Below are 16,574 nucleotides of genomic sequence, written 5' to 3'. Positions count from 1 at the left end.
AAGGCCTTAATGGCCTTTTTTTATGTCTTTATGCTATTTATTGAATCTGTTCCTGAGCTTCTTTTAGCCGACCGTAGAGTAGATAAGGTACACTCTTTAATTCTTGCAAGTTTCGGCAAGATAGGGCGCACATGATAAGCCGCAAATCCGATTTCCAGCCTTCTACAATATCAATAACCTCTTCCACTGAGTGATTTTCCACCAAGTCCAACATGGCGCGAGAAAGGCCAACCGACTTGGCTCCTAAGACCAGAGCTTTGATTATGTCTAAAGGATGGCGGACACCTCCACTAGCCAAGAGTTCGACCTCATCACGAAGTGGCTGAAGAGCTAGCAGACTTTGCAGAGTAGATTGACCCCAATCATTAAGGTAGTCACGATTGCCACCCCGCTGATTTTCAATATAGGCAAAGCTAGTGCCACCCCGGCCGGAAATATCAAAAGTCTGAATTCCAAAGAAGCGCGCTTCTTCGACAGTAGAGCGATCCATGCCAAAGCCAACTTCTTTAAGAATTAGAGGGACTTCTAATCGCTGACTATAATCTGCCAAGTACTGGCGCCAAGAACGAAACTCCCGCTCGCCCTCTGGCATTAGCAATTCCTGCATGAGATTGACATGGACCTGCAAAAAGAGGGGCTGTAAATCAGCTACTGCTTGCTGGGCGGCTTGATAAGGCTTGTCCAAGCCGATATTGGTAGCCAGTAATAAATTAGGCAGACCAGCCGCCACCCGATAGGAAGGATCAGAAGGATTTTTCAAGGCTGCGCTGTAAGAGCCAGTTACAAAAAGAAGGCCACAACTTTCAGCTACTTGAGCCAGCTTTTCATTGATTTGACCGCCTTTTTGGCTGCCGCCAGTCATGGCATTGATGTAAAAGGGAAACGCCCAATCACGGCCAGCAAAGTGAGTAGATAGGTCAATCTCTGCCAAATCGTACTTGGGCAGAGAACGGTGAATCAGCTCCATTTCATCAAAACTGTTGTAACCCAGACGCTGCTCTAAGGCGTATTTGATATGGTCATCCTTACGATTCTGGCTCATCATGGCCCATCCTTTCTCTGTATAATAGCTCAATGCCAGCTGCTTGCCAGGCTTGAATCAGTTGCTTGCTAGATGTGACATCAAAGCTGAGAGCAATCCCACAGTCGCCACCGCCGGCACCACTGCTCTTAGCCACACAGTTCAGACCCTCTGCCGCTTCTTTTAAGACTTTCAACCTGTCTGTATAAATAGCTGGGCTGAGCCTTTCTAAGAGCTGGCTAGCCTTTTCCAAACTGGACTGAATAGCAAGCTTCTCTCTTGCTAATAAAGCTCTCTCCAAAGCATCAACCTGCGTCCTGCTTCCTGTCAAAAAGGACTCTGAAATAGCTGACTTGACCTGATTGACCAAGTCCTTAGAGATAGCCGGCTGCTTGGTCCAGCCAACTAGAAAATCCATGGCTAAGCGAGGCTTAATGCTGCGAATTTCAAAACCCCAATCCTCTGCTAACAGCTGTAGCAAATCAACTTTGTCCATACGCTTACGGATCAGTTCTCTATCAAAAGACCGGTAGTAAATCAGGTCTTCATAAGCAATGCAGGCTAGATCTCCCATGGAGCCATTGTCCCCTCGCTTTAGGAGGACGTAGGAAGCCAGCTTAAAGAGTAACTCTGGCTCCAAGTCCAGCTCATAAAGCGCCGCCATGGCCTTGAGAGTCAGAATAACCACACTACCGCTGGAGCCAATCCCGAACTTCTTACCGTCCCTTTCCATTTTGCCACTAATCTTTAGAGAAAAGGGCTGAAGTTGGTAGTCTAAGGCTAGCAGATAAGTGTTCATAGCCCCTACCGTCTCCTGAATCAAGGCATAATCAGGGTCTGACTCTAGGTTAGCGCTGTGTTCAAACATATCTGATGTCAAGCGATAGGCGGAGGCTGCCTGGATTTCCGCCGTCATATAGATAGGAATGGCCTTGATAATGGCCGGCTGACCTGCCGCCAGCACGGCATATTCACCCGCCAGATAGAGCTTGCCGCAGGTTTGGACTCTTGCACTAGTCTTCATCTGACAAGTCCTTTGTTTTGGAGACGATAAGCCGGTAGTCCTTCTCAAAAATAGCCACCAGATGGTCTAGGTCTTCCTCCAAGCAGAGCACCTTGACATTGGGCCCCGCGTCCATGGTAAAGTAGCAACGCTCGCCCTGCTCCCGTAGCTTTCTGACAGCATCCATAGCCTGGTAAGACTCCTCTGTCAGATAAGAAAACGGCGGATAAGCTTTTTCTGTTGTAGCATGCATTCGAAGAGCATTTTCTTCCGTCAGCTGACCCACCTTGGTGAAATCATTGTCCTGCAAATAGCCTAGCATGGCCTGATAATCCAAGGCAGACTGGGCAATCCAATCTGGGAAAATCGTGGAAGTTTTAGCACAGAGCTCCATACCGTCGCGGCTGGAAATGGGCTTTTTCTCATCGTGCAAAACCAGCATAATCATGGCTAGTTTCAAATCCGTCTTGACTGGATAAATGGCCCCACTGTCCTTATCCCAGGCCGCTAGCGGACCAAAGAAAGACCGAGCTGATGACCCTGAAGCAAACTTGGCTAGCTGAGCCAGCTCTTGCGTCTGATAGCCCGTCTGAAAATAAGCATTGCAGGCTTTGACTAGGGCAGATAGGCCGCTGGAGCTGGAGGATAGACCAGCTGCTGTTGGCATATTATTGCTGGTATCAACACGGACAAAACCATCTTCTGGAGAGCGGAAACGGTCAATAATCTTACTGATTTTGGCATGTTCTGCTGGGCTTTGCAGCTGACCGTCAATATAAAACTCATCTTCAGTCGCTGTATCCGGCAAAGGACTCAGCTGCGTCTCAGTATACATATTTTCCAGTGTCAGCGAGATACTGCTGGTAGACGGAATCATCTTTTCTGCATCTTTCTTCCCCCAATATTTGACAATTGCAATATTGGCATAGGATTTGACACTTACAGACTTTCGATCCATGTGTTAATGGCCCCTTTCTCTCTCAATAAGGCGGCTAAGGCCTCCGCCTGATTTCTTTCTCCTACAAGAGCAATGACACAGCCGCCCAGACCGCCGCCGCTCATTTTAGCTCCCAAAGCTCCGTTTTCAAGAGCTGCCGATACTAGCTCATCCGCTTTCTGGCAAGACACTCCTAACTTGGCTAGCTTCTCATGAGCCTTGGTCATAGCTTGTCCCATCGTCATCAGGTCCTTGATAGAAATAGCCTTCTCAAGGATTTTCGTTAAATTCCCCAATTCCTGCAGCAAAGGCAGAGCTTTTTGACCCTGACTTTCTACAGCACGGATAGCTTCGCGGGTATGACCGTGAATGCCCGTATCTGCAATCACTAAAAAGGCATCCAGATCCAGCTCTATTTCACTGAAACCGAAATTGCGGATAAACTTAATAGCTACATCGCTAAGGCAGGTCTTGGCATCAAGGCCGCTGGGATTCATATGGGCAATCATCTCTGCCCGATTGGCTAGAATCTCCAGTGTTTGGTCATCCAGCTCTTCCTCAAAGTAGTCAAAGACCGCCCGAATAGCCGCAATACTGACTGCGGCTGAAGACCCCATCCCCCTCTTCTCAGGGACCATGGACTCCACCTGACAGCGAATCTTAGCTCCCTGCCGGCCTAGATGTTCTAGACAGGCAAAAACAGCCATGGACAGTGTATCCTCAGCGTAGAGGGTCCAGGCCCGCTCAGACGGAAAGACCCGACAGGTCACTTCAATACGATTAAGAGGCAGGGAAATGGCCGGATAGCCATAGACCACCGAATGCTCTCCCATTAAAATAATTTTACTATGTGCCTTGCCGACACCGATTTCTTTTGTCATATTCTTCTCTTGTTTGTAGATTCTCTCTATCTTATTTTAATATACTTTGGCAAAAAAAGCGATTTTTATTAAGAGAAAATCACTGGGGCTAGAGACCGATATTTATATAGGCAGACATGATAAAACCCCGGGGCTTGCAGCCGGAGTCTTTTAAAGTTCTATTCTTATCAGGTCCATCAGCTGGTTACGATCCAAGATCCACTGAGCCCGCTCGTCTTTTTCATAGGTCCGGTTGGATAGGAAAATAGCCGCCTTTTGCTCCTTGCGATTATACATGATAAAGATTCCCGTGTAGCCAGTATGGTCCAGCCAGCCGCTTTCTAGATTCCAAGCTAGACTGCGTCTTTTGCCAGGCTCTTTGGAAAAATTCTGGGTCAGATTGGCCGCAAAGTCATCCTGCAGATAATGCTCCAGAAATATTTCCAAATCCTTGAGAGTTGAAAATAAGCCAGCACTGCCAGCATGGATGCCTAGAACACGCGCCTTGGGATCATGAACCTGACCATCCTGGACACCGCGAACGGTCGGCACAGCTACTGGAACTGGCCCAAAACCTGTCTCAGTCAAACCCCAAGGCTGGAAAATCTGACTTTGAAAAATCTGATCCAAGGACTGACCGTAGATCTCTTCCAACATAAAGCCCAAGAGCAGAAAATTCACATCCGTATAGCGGAAGGTCTTATCTTCAAGCACGGTCAAATGATTGAGCGCTGATTTCAACTCAGGAGCTGTCAGCTGGTCACGATTGGGAATAAAGGGATCCAGCCCAGATGTGTGGGTCAAGAGCTGACGCAAGGTCACATCTTCTTGATGGAAGGCCGGATAATAGTGTTGCAAGGGTAAATCCAGCTCCAGCTTGCCTTGCTCATACAAAAAGGCTGCCAGAGTACCAACTCCGACCACCTTGCTGACGCTAGCCAAGTCATAGACCAAACCTGCTTGAGTGGCCTTTTTTTCTTGCGGATCAGCTAAACCAAAGTAGAATTCCTGCCACTGGCCAGCTTGATACAAGGCCAGACTAGCACCGGGATAGATACCGTCTTTTAGCTGTTCTTTGATTTTATTGGTGATTTTTTCTAGAGTCATGCTTCAAACCACAATTCAATCTTACTAAAATCCTGACTCAGCAGGAACTTATCTGACTTGGGTACAAAGACCTCGTGTCCTTCAAAGATAGGACGCAGCGCAGCGGTTTCTAAACGATTGACTTGAGCTTTGAGCATAGTCAAGTCCCAAGTTAGGGCATTGTCTGCCTTCAAGTCTTGACCCTCTGCTTCTATAAAGGTCAGAAAGTCCAGCGCATTTTCAATCTTGCTATAAAATTCTTGGGCTGCATTGGCATCAGGCACACGAATTTCTACTGTCTCTATCTCAAATTGACTAAGACCGATGAAGTCCTCTTGCTTTTCAAATTCAGGCGCCTCCGCCACTTCTTGAAGATTTGTTCTATTCTCTTCTGCATGCAGGAGAACTAGGTCACCCTCTGGTGACAGAGCTTCAAAAGCATAGCCTTTCTCTCCTTGATACAGCTTAGTCCAAGCAGGCTTTTGGGCCAATAGAGACTCGATTTCTTTAGCATCTGCAACCTTGACAACGATTCTGGCTAATTTTTTAGGACCTTTGACTCGCCGCGACCGCATACTGGGTGATTCTTCCAGCTGCAGTTTCTCTGTCTTAGTCTGATCTCCTAAAGACAGAAAAGCAGCTTCCTCTAAAAGGGCCTTCATGCCCAGCTGATTTACAAAAAATTCTTGATTTAAATGACGATTATTTATCTTTAATACAGGGATAATTCTAATAATATGATTCGCGCTCATAATTCCTCCAAACCATTTTATTGTAATGGATTTTCATCTTTTTGACAAGAAATTATGCGCAAATAAACAATTTTTAAAACAAGAAGGACTTGGATTTATTGGTAAACGGTCTGAGCAATGACCAAACCTCTAGCGGACTCAAACTCGTACTGCAGATAGGACTGGTAGGTACCAGGCGCGATAATACCACGAATATCCAGAATATCTGTCCCAGCCTGCCCAATAATCGAATCTGCTAGCAGGCAACAGTTGGTCGACAGGACAAAATAAGTCTTGAAACGACTGGTTTTAAACTTATATAGCTGCGCTCCTAGTTCATGCTTCAACTTGTAGGAGTATGTTGGCTGGCCATTTTTCAGTTCCGCTGGCGGCTCCCATTCTACCAACAGCTGATCAATTTCAGCCAGGCGCTTCTCAACCGCCTCCTTCTCCTTATCCGTCAAAGCCAAAGAATAACCAAAGAGTGTTTTCTTGCTTTCTTTTTTGCAAAGCTCAATATAAGCGTCTTTAGGAACCTTGAAGAGAACACCGTCTCCAATCATGCCCTTGCATCGCTCAGAAAAAACATCATAGCTGCCATAAGAAATCACTTGTCCCTGATAACAAATATCTACATGACCAATGCCCCCTAATAAACTTGTCTTTGAAGTATGGACCAAGACCTCCAAGTCCGCCTTTTTCTCTCTATTCTTAACAAGACTATAAACATTTTTACGATCAGAAGCAGTATCTCCCTGAATCAGTCGATTAAAGTGTTCCAGATTTTCTACCGGAATAAAGGCTGCAAAAATAATAGGGAGGTTAATACGAATTTGCCTACGCAGCCGATGTTTTTCACGGTCATTATCAAAAAAGAGGCCATCCCGGATATTGGACATTCCCAGCATCATCAAATAGATTCCCAAAATCAAAAACTGCAAGTGTCCGTCAGTCGCAGGCGAAAGAATACTGGTCAGCCCAATCCCACCATAGAGAACGGTATCAAATAGATAGCGCAAGCCGCCCTTGACATGATTTTGCCGATAAAGGAGATAGGTCACTCCGTAAATACCGGCAGTCAAGAGCTGGTAGCTACCCAAACTGATAATCACAATATTGACAGGCACATCACTGATTCGGTTGAGCCAGCTGATACCCATAGCGACTGCAATCTGAAGCAGACTATGCCAGACAGCCCCTTCTTTCTTGCGCGTAAAAACATGAAGAACAATATTTACCAAGCCAACAACCGTCAGATAAAACGAAATAAAATCGAAGGCCAGCTTGGTAAATCTGAAGCCATTGACAATGATAATCAGGCCAAAAACAAGGGCTAAAAAGCCAAAGAGTAAGGTTCTGCGGCCACTGATCTTATGATATTTTGATACTTGCATCTCCATCTTTACCTTCTCTATCGTTCGAAAAAAGAGCTGGGGAAATCCCCCAACTCTGATCTTATGTGCTTATCCGTAGATTGTTTTAAACAAGAGGACTGCTGTGATACCTGCAAGAATCGGTGCCACAACTGGAACCCAAGAATACCACCATTTTGAATCACCCTTGTGTTTGCCCAAAACAGATTCTGGCAGGATGAAGTGGAGGATACGAGGTCCAAGGTCACGAGCTGGGTTCAGCCCAGGTCCAGTAGGGCCTCCCAGAGAGGTTACCAAAGCCATTACCAAGAAACCAAGTGCCAAGTGAGCGACTGAAAGGCTACCAACTTGGAATGGTGCAACTTGGTCTTTAGCCTGAGATATTGCAGCAGCAATCTGTTCTTTAGGAACTGAAGTCCCTTGTGCTGCCATCTGAGCAGCTTGCGAATTGATAGTTGCTTCAGCTTTGCTCAACAATTCTGCTCCAAAGTAGTTCTTGGTCAAACCCATAGCAGCAAAGAAAAGAACAAAAGAACCAACAAATTCATTGATAAAACCATTGAACAAGGCTGCTTTACGTGATTCAGGCGTGCCATGGTCTAGACTAGAGATAGTAGAGAAAGTACCTAAGATATTGTTAGGATTTTCTGTTTTCAGATAGTAAGGACGGTGGGTCGCAACGACCAAGGCCTGTCCGAAGATAGCTCCCAAAATCTGCGCTGCAATGTATGGTGCAACCTGTTCCCAACGGAAATAACCGCTGACAGCAAGTCCCAAAGTAAAGGCAGGGTTGATATGGTTGCCAGACACATTACCAAACATCAAAGCTGGAATCATAACCCCCATACCGTATCCGACAGCGATGACTAACCAACCGCTCTGGTGTCCCTTAGTTCCTTTTAATTCAACGTTGGCAACAGCTCCGTTCCCCAAGACAATGAGGATAGCTGTTCCTAAAAATTCTGTGGCGTATTTAACGACCCATTCGAAATCCATTTAGTGATACTCCTTAAATATTTTTTAGACAAAGTCTATTTTATCAAGTATAATGGATAATGTAAAGGTCATTTTTAATAAAAATAAGAAAAAGAGGGAAGAATATGCGTTTTAATCAGTATAGTTATGCAAGAACGAAACGGGAAAATATGTTGACAGAATTAGCGGAATTAGGCTTTTTTTATGACAGCAATCGCTCTGATAAGGAAAATCTTGAAGATTTTCTCCGCACCAGCTTTTTCACTTATAAAAATACAGATTATCCCTTGAAATCCTTGGCTGCTGACAGCCAAATAGACCTGCTGAGCTTTTTCCAGTCTGACAGAGAACTGACGGCGTCTGTCTTTTACACTGTGGCCTTTCAGCTGCTTGAGTTCTCGCCCTTTATTGATTTTACAGATGTTGAGGCCTTTCGCAAAGAAACAGGCTTTCCCATTACATTTGGAGACTTGTTGGAAAACCTCTACCAGCTGCTCAACACTCGAACAAAAAATGGTAATTTGCTGATTGATAAGCTAGTCAGCGAGGGTTTGATTCCTGAGGACAATACCCACCACTACTTCAACGGTAAGAGCCTGGCAACCTTTTCCAGCCATGATGCTATCCGAGAGGTGGTTTATGTGGAATCACGCGTGGATACTGATCAAGACGGTCGTCCGGATCTCATCAAGGTCAGCATTATTCGGCCCCGCTATCAAGGACAAGTCCCTGCTGTCATGACCGCTTCTCCTTATCATCAAGGAACCAATGACCCCGCCAGCGACAAGGCTCTCCACGATATGAATGTGGACTTAGTAAAAAAAGAGCCTCATCAAATCACAGTACAAGATCCTGAGCTCAAATTGCTCCAGCTTGATTCGCCGGATTCTGCCCAAGAAGTCTCTGAATCCGAGGAAAAATTAGGCCATATCGGTACCTACACGCTCAATGATTACTTGCTGCCCCGCGGCTTTGCCAATCTCTATGTGTCTGGTGTAGGAACCAAAGATTCTGAAGGGCTGATGACCAGCGGTGACTATCAGCAGATTGAGGCTTATAAAAACGTTATTGACTGGCTCAACGGCCGCTGCCGAGCCTTCACCGACCACACCCGCCAACGGGAAATCAAGGCTAGTTGGTCCAACGGAAAAGTAGCTACGACCGGTATCTCCTATCTGGGCACCATGTCCAACGGACTGGCAACAACCGGTGTAGATGGTCTGGAAGTCATCATCGCTGAAGCTGGGATTTCTTCTTGGTACAACTACTACCGCGAAAACGGCCTTGTCACTAGTCCTGGCGGCTATCCAGGAGAGGATTTTGAATCCCTGACCGAACTGACCTACTCCCGCAACCTGAGGGCTGGTGACTACCTGCGTCATAATGATGCTTATCAGCAAAGCCTAGAGCAACAGCGCAAAGAACTAGACCGGCAAACCGGAGATTACAACCAATTTTGGCATGACCGCAACTACCTGCTCCACGCATATAAGGTCAAGGCCGAAGTCGTCTTCACCCATGGCTCTCAAGACTGGAATGTCAAGCCCCTCCATGTCTATAATATGTTTCGAGCCTTACCGCACCACATCAAAAAACATCTCTTCTTCCATAACGGTGCCCATGTTTACATAAACAATTGGCAGTCCATCGACTTCCGTGAGTCTATCAATGCTCTGCTGAGCAAGAAACTGCTGGGGTATGAATCAGACTTTGAACTTCCAGCAGTCATCTGGCAGGACAACAGCCAGGCTCAAAGCTGGCTGACCTTGGAAGACTTCGGCGGACAAGAGCAGAAGCTTCAGCTCCAACTAGGCCAAAACTGCAAATCTATCCAAAATCAATATTCAGAAGAAGACTATAATCGCTTTGCTAAAAATTACCAAAGCTTCAAGACTGAGCTTTTTAAAGGTAAGGTCAATCAGATTACTCTGGACTGGACCTTGGAAAAGGACCTCTTTCTCAACGGAGCGAGCCAGCTCAATCTTCGCCTCAAATCCAGCACTGATAAAGGACTGATTTCTGCTCAATTACTGGACTTCGGACCAGCTAAACGCCTCACACCGATTCCTAATCCTATTGAGCCTAGAGTCATGGATAACGGCCGCTACTATATGCTGGACAATCTGGTTGAACTTCCCCATACTGAAACGCCTCATCGCGTCATCACCAAAGGCTTCATCAACCTGCAAAACCGGACCAACCTACTGACTGTCGAAGAAGTCACTCCTGACCAATGGCTGGAATTTTCCTTTGAACTGCAACCAACCATCTATAAGATGAAAAAAGGCGACCAACTGCGCCTCGTCCTCTACACTACAGACTTTGAGCATACCGTTCGTGATAAGACTGACTATCAGCTGACGGTAGATTTGGAGCAATCTAGTCTGGATTTGCCGACCATGACATCACATTAATAAAACCTAAAAGGCGCTAAAATTCAGCGCCTTTTCTTTTATCGTAGATTGAGATATTCCTCTGCATATTTTTTATAATCCGGCTTTTCCTTGCGGTTCATAGCAAAGAGCATACTGCCTGTGAGATAGTCATCGTCTGAGTCAGGAATTAGCATAATAGCAATATTTTTATCTTTCTCAGGAAAGACGATAGAAAATGTTCCGCCATTATCTTTCCGAGTCAAGCCATAATAACTCACCCCATTCTTAAAACCAACTGCATTTTGAGTATACTCATATTCTTCTTCGTTGACAATGATGGTCTTGTCTTTTATTTCAATGGTCTTTTGTTCACCGCTAGCGTCCTGTACATTCCATTTTCCCTGAATTTTGGGGCTGCCGCTACAGCCAATTAGGATGAAGAGGGATGAGAGCACTATCAACAGCAAAGCTTTTATCTTCTTATTTTTCAAGTTGTCTTCTCCTTGATATATAGATTCATGACCATTCTACTATAAATGCTAAATTTTTGTCAAACCTCTTAGAAATGTTCTTCTTGCCACTTTTCCAAAAAATGATATAATTTGAAGAGTGAAGATTACCAAGGGCTAAGCCCTTGCGAGAGAAAGGAAAGAAAATCTTATGATGAACATGCAAAGCATGATGAAGCAAGCACAAAAGCTTCAAAAACAAATGGAAAAAGGACAGACAGAACTAGCTGCAACAGAATTTACCGGCAAATCAGCTCAAGACTTAGTCGTTGCTAAGCTGACAGGCGATAAAAAGGTAGTCGGCATTGACTTCAATCCAGCAGTTGTGGATCCTGAAGATTTGGAAACTCTGTCAGAGATGACTGCGCAAGCCCTGAATCACGCGCTGGCTCAGATTGATGATGCTACTCAGAAGAAAATGGGCGCTTTCGCAGGCAAATTGCCATTTTAAGCAAGATAAATAACCTTCCAACTTGACTAAACATAAGTCAAGAGATACTCGAACCAGCAAAAAAGACTGAAAAATCTCAGTCTTTTTTGATTTATAGTCGTTTTCTCACTAGTCAACTACACAAAATTAAGCAAATCCGCTGCCTTACTCATCAAAAGCAGGGCATAGTCGGGATTGTTTTGCAGCTCCTTGATAGAGCTCTGCACCAGCTCTAAATCATCGGTAATCATCCCATCAACACCCAGACGGAAGGATTTTCCAATGCTGTCTGCATCATTGATGGTCCAGTCATAGAGCTGCTTATCTGTCGTCCATAGCTTATCGACAAAGTTTTCATCGAGGGTTGAGTACTCCATCGTATAGCCAGAAGCCTGTGTCCGTGGAAAAATAGTATTGTAGGGCAGGATAAAGAAGGTCGGTATGCTCTCATCATACTGGACTGTCTTGTCAATAACCTGATAGTCCAAAGACTGAATCTGATGGCCATAAACCTTGATATTGGCTCCGTATTGGCTCAGGAAATGCTCCATCATATCGTCTGAGTCCAAGCTGCTGGTCTTGATTTCTATCAAGAGTCGCTGGCCCATTTGATTGGCTCGTTTGAGATAAGCATCAAAGCTGGAAATTTTGGCAGTGTGTCCATTTTCTGAAATATCTAAAGCCGTCAGCTCTTGCAGAGTCAGCTCTTGCGGTCTGGCATCGACGCCGGCCAAGGCTTCTAGATTGGCATCGTGCATCATGACAAACTGGCCGTCCTTGGTCTCCTGTACATCCATTTCGATATAGTCTGGCTTAAGCAAGGCTGTTTTCTCTAGCGACTCAACCGTATTCTGAACACCATTTCCCTGCGAAACTCCGCGGTGAGAGATGGTCAGAGGGACGTTTTCCAAGGGCAGATTGAGATAGACAAAGCCTTCAAGGGCAAAGACAGAGCTAGTGACCAAAAGGATAAACCAGCGCATGAGAGGCAGGCCTTTTCTGTAGCGGTATTCAGACAGCTTACTGTCTGTCAAAAAAGCCACAAACTTAATCAAAAAGTAAGCTACCATGAAGTAATAAGCCAGCTTGATGAGGCAGTAATTGACAACCGCTGCTATCAAGGCTATCTGATTGGACTGGCCATCCGCATACTGCTGCAACACTAAAATCGGAATGCTGCTTAAAAGAAAGAAGAGAAAGCTCTTAGCCAGTATCCAAAAGAGCTGCCAAGTATAGCGAATCAAGTGCCCCTTGGTCTTCTCCAAACTATACCTAATCGCGTCTCGTAGGCGGAAATGCTCAAAAAAGAGCTTGGGCAGGGCAAACATCAGGCGAACCGCTATCAAAAAAAGCAGAAAACCTAAAGCATAGATTGATAATCTCATCCATAAGGCCGTCTTGAGATAGGTAACAATAAATTCTGGAATCAGAATTTTATTCAAGTAATAAATTTTGAGAATTTGCCGCAGAAAGGGAAAGATAAAGCCCATATACAGTGCAATAAAGAGGACCTTGCTGGGCCGGGCGTAGCGAATCAGCGAGCCGCTGTCTCTGAAACTTTTCTTAATGAACTGAAAGGCGCTTCGTTCTTCCTCGTCCAGAAGATTGCGGAGACCCATAAATATCAGTCCAATCTGAAAATAAGCGACAAAGAGATTAGCTGCAAAAAGCGCTAGAAAGGCTAAGCCAACCCAGACATTTGAAGTCAGAACCTTCAGGCCATTCGTATAAGATAAGAAGAGGTAGCCTGTCTGCTTGAGCAGAGTCTCTGCTGCAAAGGAGTTGAAAGGCACCCAGGCCAGCTCCATGAGCATAAAGACCGTGAAAAAGAGCAACAGAATTTTATCAAGATTGCGATAGAGACGTAAAAGCCCTAGTCTTTGTGATTTCATTTTCTTCCTTTATGTTGTGAACAATACAAAACTTGCTAAAAAGCGATTCTTATTTAAAACAAGGTTGAGACAGATGTCCCAACCTTATTTTTATTTTCCAAATAAACGTGCCCAGAAGCCCTTGCTTTCCTGCTCCTGCACCTTTTCCTTGGCTTCATCCAACTCCAACAGCAAGGTTTCACGCTCATTCATAGCCTTAGCTGTTAGCTGCTGCTGCTGGTCCAACTGCTTGTCCTTTTCAGCAATCTGGACATCCTTGATGCGCAGCTGCTCATCTTTCTTAGCCAGTTGGCCGTCCTTGGCCTTAAGCTGCTCATAGAGACGCACAATCTCAGCATTTTTTTCGTCCACCAAGATTTCCATCAGCTCGCGTTGCTTCACATCTTCGCTGACAGGTTCATCTTCAAAAATAGTTTTCTTATAAATTTCTTCCAGCTTAATCAAGCCGCTGCGGGTCACCACCGTGACTCCTTTTTCATTCTTTTCCGTATCTTCTGGCGGCAGTGCCTTGACACGATTGTTAATCGCCTGGCGGCTAACTCCAAGAATCTCGGCTAACTCGCTGACTGTCTTTTCAATTGCCATAATTTCCTCAAAAACTTTTTCTAGTTTGTAGATACCTAAATCTTATCATATCAAGCCTTAACTGTCAAATTTCACAATATTTTTTGAGCCTGACTCCTATCTTTTTAGCCCTTTTTTATGATACAATGAGACAGATTAGTCTAATAAAAGAAATGAAAAAATCGAATGAATTTAGAAGCCTAGAGATATTCAGCTACAGCCTTCCAAGAGGATCTGCAAGACAGCAAAAAGGCATCCGTAAGGATATACCAGACTTCCAACCAACAGATAAAAACCACTTTCCACGAAAGGAAAAGACCAATGAAGTATTTCGACACAATCATCATCGGAGGAGGACCGGCTGGCATGATGGCTGCCATTTCCAGTTCTTTCTACGGACAGAAGACCTTGCTCCTTGAGAAAAATAAACGATTGGGAAAGAAACTAGCTGGTACAGGCGGCGGCCGCTGCAATGTGACCAATAACGGAAACCTGGATGACCTCATGGCTGGTATTCCAGGCAACGGGCGCTTTCTTTACAGCGTCTTTTCCCAGTTTGACAACCATGATATCATCAACTTCTTTACAGAGAACGGTGTCAAACTTAAGGTTGAGGACCACGGCCGTGTTTTCCCAGCGACAGACAAGTCCCGCACTATTATCGAAGCTTTGGAAAATAAAATTGCAGAGCTGGGCGGCACTGTCATAACCAATACTGAAATCGTCTCCGTCAAAAAATCCGATGGACTTTTCACTGTCAGATCCAGCGACCAGACTTGGACCTGCCAAAAATTGATTGTGACGACTGGCGGCAAGTCCTACCCTTCAACTGGCTCGACAGGCTTCGGTCACGATATTGCCCGACACTTCAAGCACACAGTGACTGAGCTGGAAGCTGCTGAAAGTCCTCTTATGACTGACTTTCCTCACAAAGCGCTTCAGGGGATTTCGCTGGACGATGTGACCCTCAGCTACGGAAAGCATGTCATTACCCACGACCTGCTCTTTACCCACTTTGGCCTATCAGGTCCGGCAGCCCTGCGCTTGTCTAGCTTTGTCAAGGGTGGAGAAACCATTTATCTGGATCTTCTGCCACAGATAAGTAAGCAGGATTTGGCAGACTTTTTAGAAAAACATCGGGAAAAATCACTGAAGAACTGTCTGAAAATTCTCCTACCCGAGCGACTGGCAGACTTTTTTGCCCAGCCCTTTCCCGAGAAAGTCAAACAACTCAATCTCAGTGAAAAAGATGCCCTCATCAAACAAATCAAAGAACTGCCCATCCCTGTCACTGGCAAAATGTCCCTGGCCAAGTCCTTTGTAACCAAGGGTGGCGTCAGCCTCAAAGAAATCAATCCCAAAACTCTGGAAAGCAAACTCGTTCCCGGCCTCCACTTTGCTGGAGAGATCCTAGACATCAATGCCCACACGGGTGGTTTCAACATCACATCTGCCCTCTGCACCGGCTGGGTGGCAGGAAGCTTGCATTATGAGTGATTGTTTAGATTCCACCATTCATCTCAAACAAAAGGAAGAAACAAATGAATCGACTGGAAAATGTAGAATTCGTCAATATGTGCATGATTTATGACGGAGAAAAAGTTCTCGTCCAAGAACGAGTGAAGTCTGACTGGCCAGGCATCACTTTTCCTGGCGGGCATGTAGAGCGTGGAGAATCTTTTACCGATGCAGTTATCAGAGAAGTAAAAGAAGAAACTGGATTAACCATATCCAAGCCTCAACTTTGCGGCATAAAGGATTGGTATGATGATAAAGATTTTCGTTATGTCGTCCTGCTCTATAAGACAAAGCACTATTCTGGTGTGCTGCAATCCTCAGATGAAGGAAAGGTCTGGTGGGAAGATTTTAAAAATCTGTCCCATTTAAAGCTGGCAACCAGTGACATGTCTGATATGCTACGTGTTTTTTTAGAAGACGATTTAAGTGAATTCTTTTACTATAAAGACGGTGACGACTGGCTTTATGACTTGAAGTAGAATAAAATAGGCTAGGAAATTCCTAGCCTATTTATTTCGCAATTGTCTGCACATAAGCAGCAATCACATCTGCTGTGTACTGGGCAGTGCCTGGTCCAAATTGATCGATATTCTTCTTGAATTCTGGATTGTGGACATAGCCTTGGCCGATGTGAGCAAAGACTTGCAGTGAGCAGTCAAAGCCGTAAGTGCGAATGGCTTGTAAGAGACGCGCTGCCTGCTCCTGATTTTCTGTTGCCTCAACTGGCAAGCCTTGTTGCATATTCTCTGCCAGACTTTGAAAAACTTGATTGAAGGCTGCGGCAGATTCTTCTTCCCGTCCATTTTGACGAGTCAATGCTTCCGACATGACTTCTTGACCGTATTCTTCGACGGCTTCTTGATGATATTTGTGATTATCTTCGTAGGTAAAGCCTGCGAATTTTTCTTTCATTGTCATCTTTCTTTCTCCTTTTTCTTCTTGGATAGTTTTTTGTAAGGTGGAAATCAAGGTATCCAAGCGGTCTCTTTCCTGCTGCAAATACTCTAACTGCCTAACCAGATGCGGCAATAAAGCCTGTTCATCCTGACTCAGCAGCTCTGCTATTTTCTCCAAAGAAAAGCCCAGATACTTATAGTAGAGGATGACCTGCAGCCGCTCTAAATCAGCTTGGCTATATGTCCGATAGCCATTTTCTGATTTGGCGGGGACTAACAGTCCGATTTTATCATAATGATGCAGGGTTTTCACAGAGACACCTGAGAGCTGCGCCGCTTCTTTGATATGGTACATGATAGACCTCCTTACCACTATAGTATAAACCCTGACCTAAGGGTAGAGT

16 protein-coding genes are annotated in these 16,574 nt (G+C 45.1%); 4 read left to right on the top strand and 12 right to left on the bottom strand.

Annotated features, from left to right (window positions below):
* Positions 1 to 37 precede the first annotated feature (37 nt).
* From fni to gla, 8 genes are all read right to left on the bottom strand, one after another.
* The gene (gene fni, locus RP262_RS07965; RefSeq protein ID WP_002903399.1) at positions 38 to 1,045 is read right to left on the bottom strand and encodes a type 2 isopentenyl-diphosphate Delta-isomerase; all 1,008 of its coding nucleotides are present in this window, start codon (positions 1,043 to 1,045) and stop codon (positions 38 to 40) included.
* Positions 1,026 to 2,045 (bottom strand): phosphomevalonate kinase, encoded by a 1,020-nt coding sequence (locus RP262_RS07960; RefSeq protein ID WP_002903402.1) that lies wholly within the window; start codon positions 2,043 to 2,045, stop codon positions 1,026 to 1,028. The genes fni and RP262_RS07960 overlap by 20 nt, the downstream gene beginning before the upstream one ends.
* The gene (mvaD, locus tag RP262_RS07955) at positions 2,035 to 2,982 is read right to left on the bottom strand and encodes a diphosphomevalonate decarboxylase (protein ID WP_002903403.1); all 948 of its coding nucleotides are present in this window, start codon (positions 2,980 to 2,982) and stop codon (positions 2,035 to 2,037) included. The genes RP262_RS07960 and mvaD overlap by 11 nt, the downstream gene beginning before the upstream one ends.
* Entirely contained in the window at positions 2,964 to 3,842 is an 879-nt protein-coding gene (gene mvk, locus RP262_RS07950; RefSeq protein WP_311154793.1) for a mevalonate kinase, read from the bottom strand. Before mvk ends, mvaD begins: the two co-directional genes overlap by 19 nt.
* Before the next feature lie 150 nt (positions 3,843 to 3,992).
* Entirely contained in the window at positions 3,993 to 4,928 is a 936-nt protein-coding gene (locus tag RP262_RS07945; protein WP_002901525.1) for a serine hydrolase domain-containing protein, read from the bottom strand.
* Positions 4,925 to 5,659: a CppA family protein gene (locus tag RP262_RS07940; protein WP_247909026.1), complete on the bottom strand. Its 735-nt coding sequence runs from the start codon at positions 5,657 to 5,659 to the stop codon at positions 4,925 to 4,927. Before RP262_RS07940 ends, RP262_RS07945 begins: the two co-directional genes overlap by 4 nt.
* 95 nt (positions 5,660 to 5,754) lie before the next feature.
* Positions 5,755 to 7,038: a DUF308 domain-containing protein gene (locus RP262_RS07935; protein ID WP_311154792.1), complete on the bottom strand. Its 1,284-nt coding sequence runs from the start codon at positions 7,036 to 7,038 to the stop codon at positions 5,755 to 5,757.
* Positions 7,039 to 7,101: 63 nt separating this feature from the next.
* Positions 7,102 to 8,007, bottom strand: a complete 906-nt coding sequence (gene gla, locus RP262_RS07930; protein ID WP_311154791.1) for an aquaglyceroporin Gla — start codon at positions 8,005 to 8,007, stop codon at positions 7,102 to 7,104.
* 104 nt (positions 8,008 to 8,111) lie between these two features.
* Here gla and RP262_RS07925 point away from each other — a divergent pair, with 104 nt between their 5' ends.
* Positions 8,112 to 10,400 (top strand): Xaa-Pro dipeptidyl-peptidase, encoded by a 2,289-nt coding sequence (locus RP262_RS07925; protein WP_311154790.1) that lies wholly within the window; start codon positions 8,112 to 8,114, stop codon positions 10,398 to 10,400.
* Positions 10,401 to 10,438: 38 nt separating this feature from the next.
* Here RP262_RS07925 and RP262_RS07920 read toward each other — a convergent pair whose 3' ends face one another.
* Positions 10,439 to 10,852, bottom strand: a complete 414-nt coding sequence (locus RP262_RS07920) for a glycosyltransferase (RefSeq protein ID WP_311154789.1) — start codon at positions 10,850 to 10,852, stop codon at positions 10,439 to 10,441.
* 169 nt (positions 10,853 to 11,021) lie between these two features.
* Between RP262_RS07920 and RP262_RS07915 the strand changes: the two genes are divergently transcribed.
* Positions 11,022 to 11,321: a YbaB/EbfC family nucleoid-associated protein gene (locus tag RP262_RS07915; RefSeq protein WP_311154788.1), complete on the top strand. Its 300-nt coding sequence runs from the start codon at positions 11,022 to 11,024 to the stop codon at positions 11,319 to 11,321.
* 116 nt (positions 11,322 to 11,437) lie between these two features.
* Here RP262_RS07915 and RP262_RS07910 read toward each other — a convergent pair whose 3' ends face one another.
* Positions 11,438 to 13,192, bottom strand: coding sequence for a glycerophosphodiester phosphodiesterase (locus tag RP262_RS07910; RefSeq protein WP_311154787.1), 1,755 nt, complete (start codon positions 13,190 to 13,192; stop codon positions 11,438 to 11,440).
* A gap of 90 nt (positions 13,193 to 13,282) precedes the next feature.
* A complete protein-coding gene (locus RP262_RS07905) occupies positions 13,283 to 13,777 on the bottom strand; it encodes a DUF536 domain-containing protein (protein WP_002903414.1) in 495 nt (164 codons plus the stop codon).
* Positions 13,778 to 14,077: 300 nt separating this feature from the next.
* Here RP262_RS07905 and RP262_RS07900 point away from each other — a divergent pair, with 300 nt between their 5' ends.
* Positions 14,078 to 15,253 carry an NAD(P)/FAD-dependent oxidoreductase gene (locus RP262_RS07900; protein WP_311154786.1) on the top strand — a complete coding sequence of 392 codons (1,176 nt, stop codon included), beginning with the start codon at positions 14,078 to 14,080 and terminating at the stop codon, positions 15,251 to 15,253.
* Between the two features lie 44 nt (positions 15,254 to 15,297).
* Positions 15,298 to 15,753 (top strand): 8-oxo-dGTP diphosphatase, encoded by a 456-nt coding sequence (locus tag RP262_RS07895; protein ID WP_311154785.1) that lies wholly within the window; start codon positions 15,298 to 15,300, stop codon positions 15,751 to 15,753.
* Positions 15,754 to 15,784: 31 nt separating this feature from the next.
* Here the strand turns inward: RP262_RS07895 and RP262_RS07890 are convergent, their stop codons facing one another.
* Positions 15,785 to 16,525: a MerR family transcriptional regulator gene (locus RP262_RS07890; protein ID WP_311154784.1), complete on the bottom strand. Its 741-nt coding sequence runs from the start codon at positions 16,523 to 16,525 to the stop codon at positions 15,785 to 15,787.
* Positions 16,526 to 16,574 lie beyond the last annotated feature (49 nt).

This window comes from uncultured Streptococcus sp. (assembly GCF_963456385.1).
Classification (GTDB): Bacteria; Bacillota; Bacilli; order Lactobacillales; family Streptococcaceae; genus Streptococcus.
Note: the sequence above shows the minus strand (reverse complement) of the source record. Positions and strands in the feature narration are given on the sequence as shown.

Coding starts and splice junctions, on each gene's coding strand:
- mvaD (WP_002903403.1), bottom strand. CDS start 2,982: ATGGATCGAAAGTCTGTAAGTGTCAAATCCTATGCCAATATTGCAATT.
- fni (WP_002903399.1), bottom strand. CDS start 1,045: ATGATGAGCCAGAATCGTAAGGATGACCATATCAAATACGCCTTAGAG.
- mvk (WP_311154793.1), bottom strand. CDS start 3,842: ATGACAAAAGAAATCGGTGTCGGCAAGGCACATAGTAAAATTATTTTA.
- RP262_RS07910 (WP_311154787.1), bottom strand. CDS start 13,192: ATGAAATCACAAAGACTAGGGCTTTTACGTCTCTATCGCAATCTTGAT.
- RP262_RS07925 (WP_311154790.1), top strand. CDS start 8,112: ATGCGTTTTAATCAGTATAGTTATGCAAGAACGAAACGGGAAAATATG.
- RP262_RS07900 (WP_311154786.1), top strand. CDS start 14,078: ATGAAGTATTTCGACACAATCATCATCGGAGGAGGACCGGCTGGCATG.
- RP262_RS07890 (WP_311154784.1), bottom strand. CDS start 16,525: ATGTACCATATCAAAGAAGCGGCGCAGCTCTCAGGTGTCTCTGTGAAA.
- RP262_RS07940 (WP_247909026.1), bottom strand. CDS start 5,659: ATGAGCGCGAATCATATTATTAGAATTATCCCTGTATTAAAGATAAAT.
- RP262_RS07905 (WP_002903414.1), bottom strand. CDS start 13,777: ATGGCAATTGAAAAGACAGTCAGCGAGTTAGCCGAGATTCTTGGAGTT.
- RP262_RS07915 (WP_311154788.1), top strand. CDS start 11,022: ATGATGAACATGCAAAGCATGATGAAGCAAGCACAAAAGCTTCAAAAA.
- RP262_RS07960 (WP_002903402.1), bottom strand. CDS start 2,045: ATGAAGACTAGTGCAAGAGTCCAAACCTGCGGCAAGCTCTATCTGGCG.
- RP262_RS07945 (WP_002901525.1), bottom strand. CDS start 4,928: ATGACTCTAGAAAAAATCACCAATAAAATCAAAGAACAGCTAAAAGAC.
- RP262_RS07935 (WP_311154792.1), bottom strand. CDS start 7,038: ATGGAGATGCAAGTATCAAAATATCATAAGATCAGTGGCCGCAGAACC.
- gla (WP_311154791.1), bottom strand. CDS start 8,007: ATGGATTTCGAATGGGTCGTTAAATACGCCACAGAATTTTTAGGAACA.
- RP262_RS07895 (WP_311154785.1), top strand. CDS start 15,298: ATGAATCGACTGGAAAATGTAGAATTCGTCAATATGTGCATGATTTAT.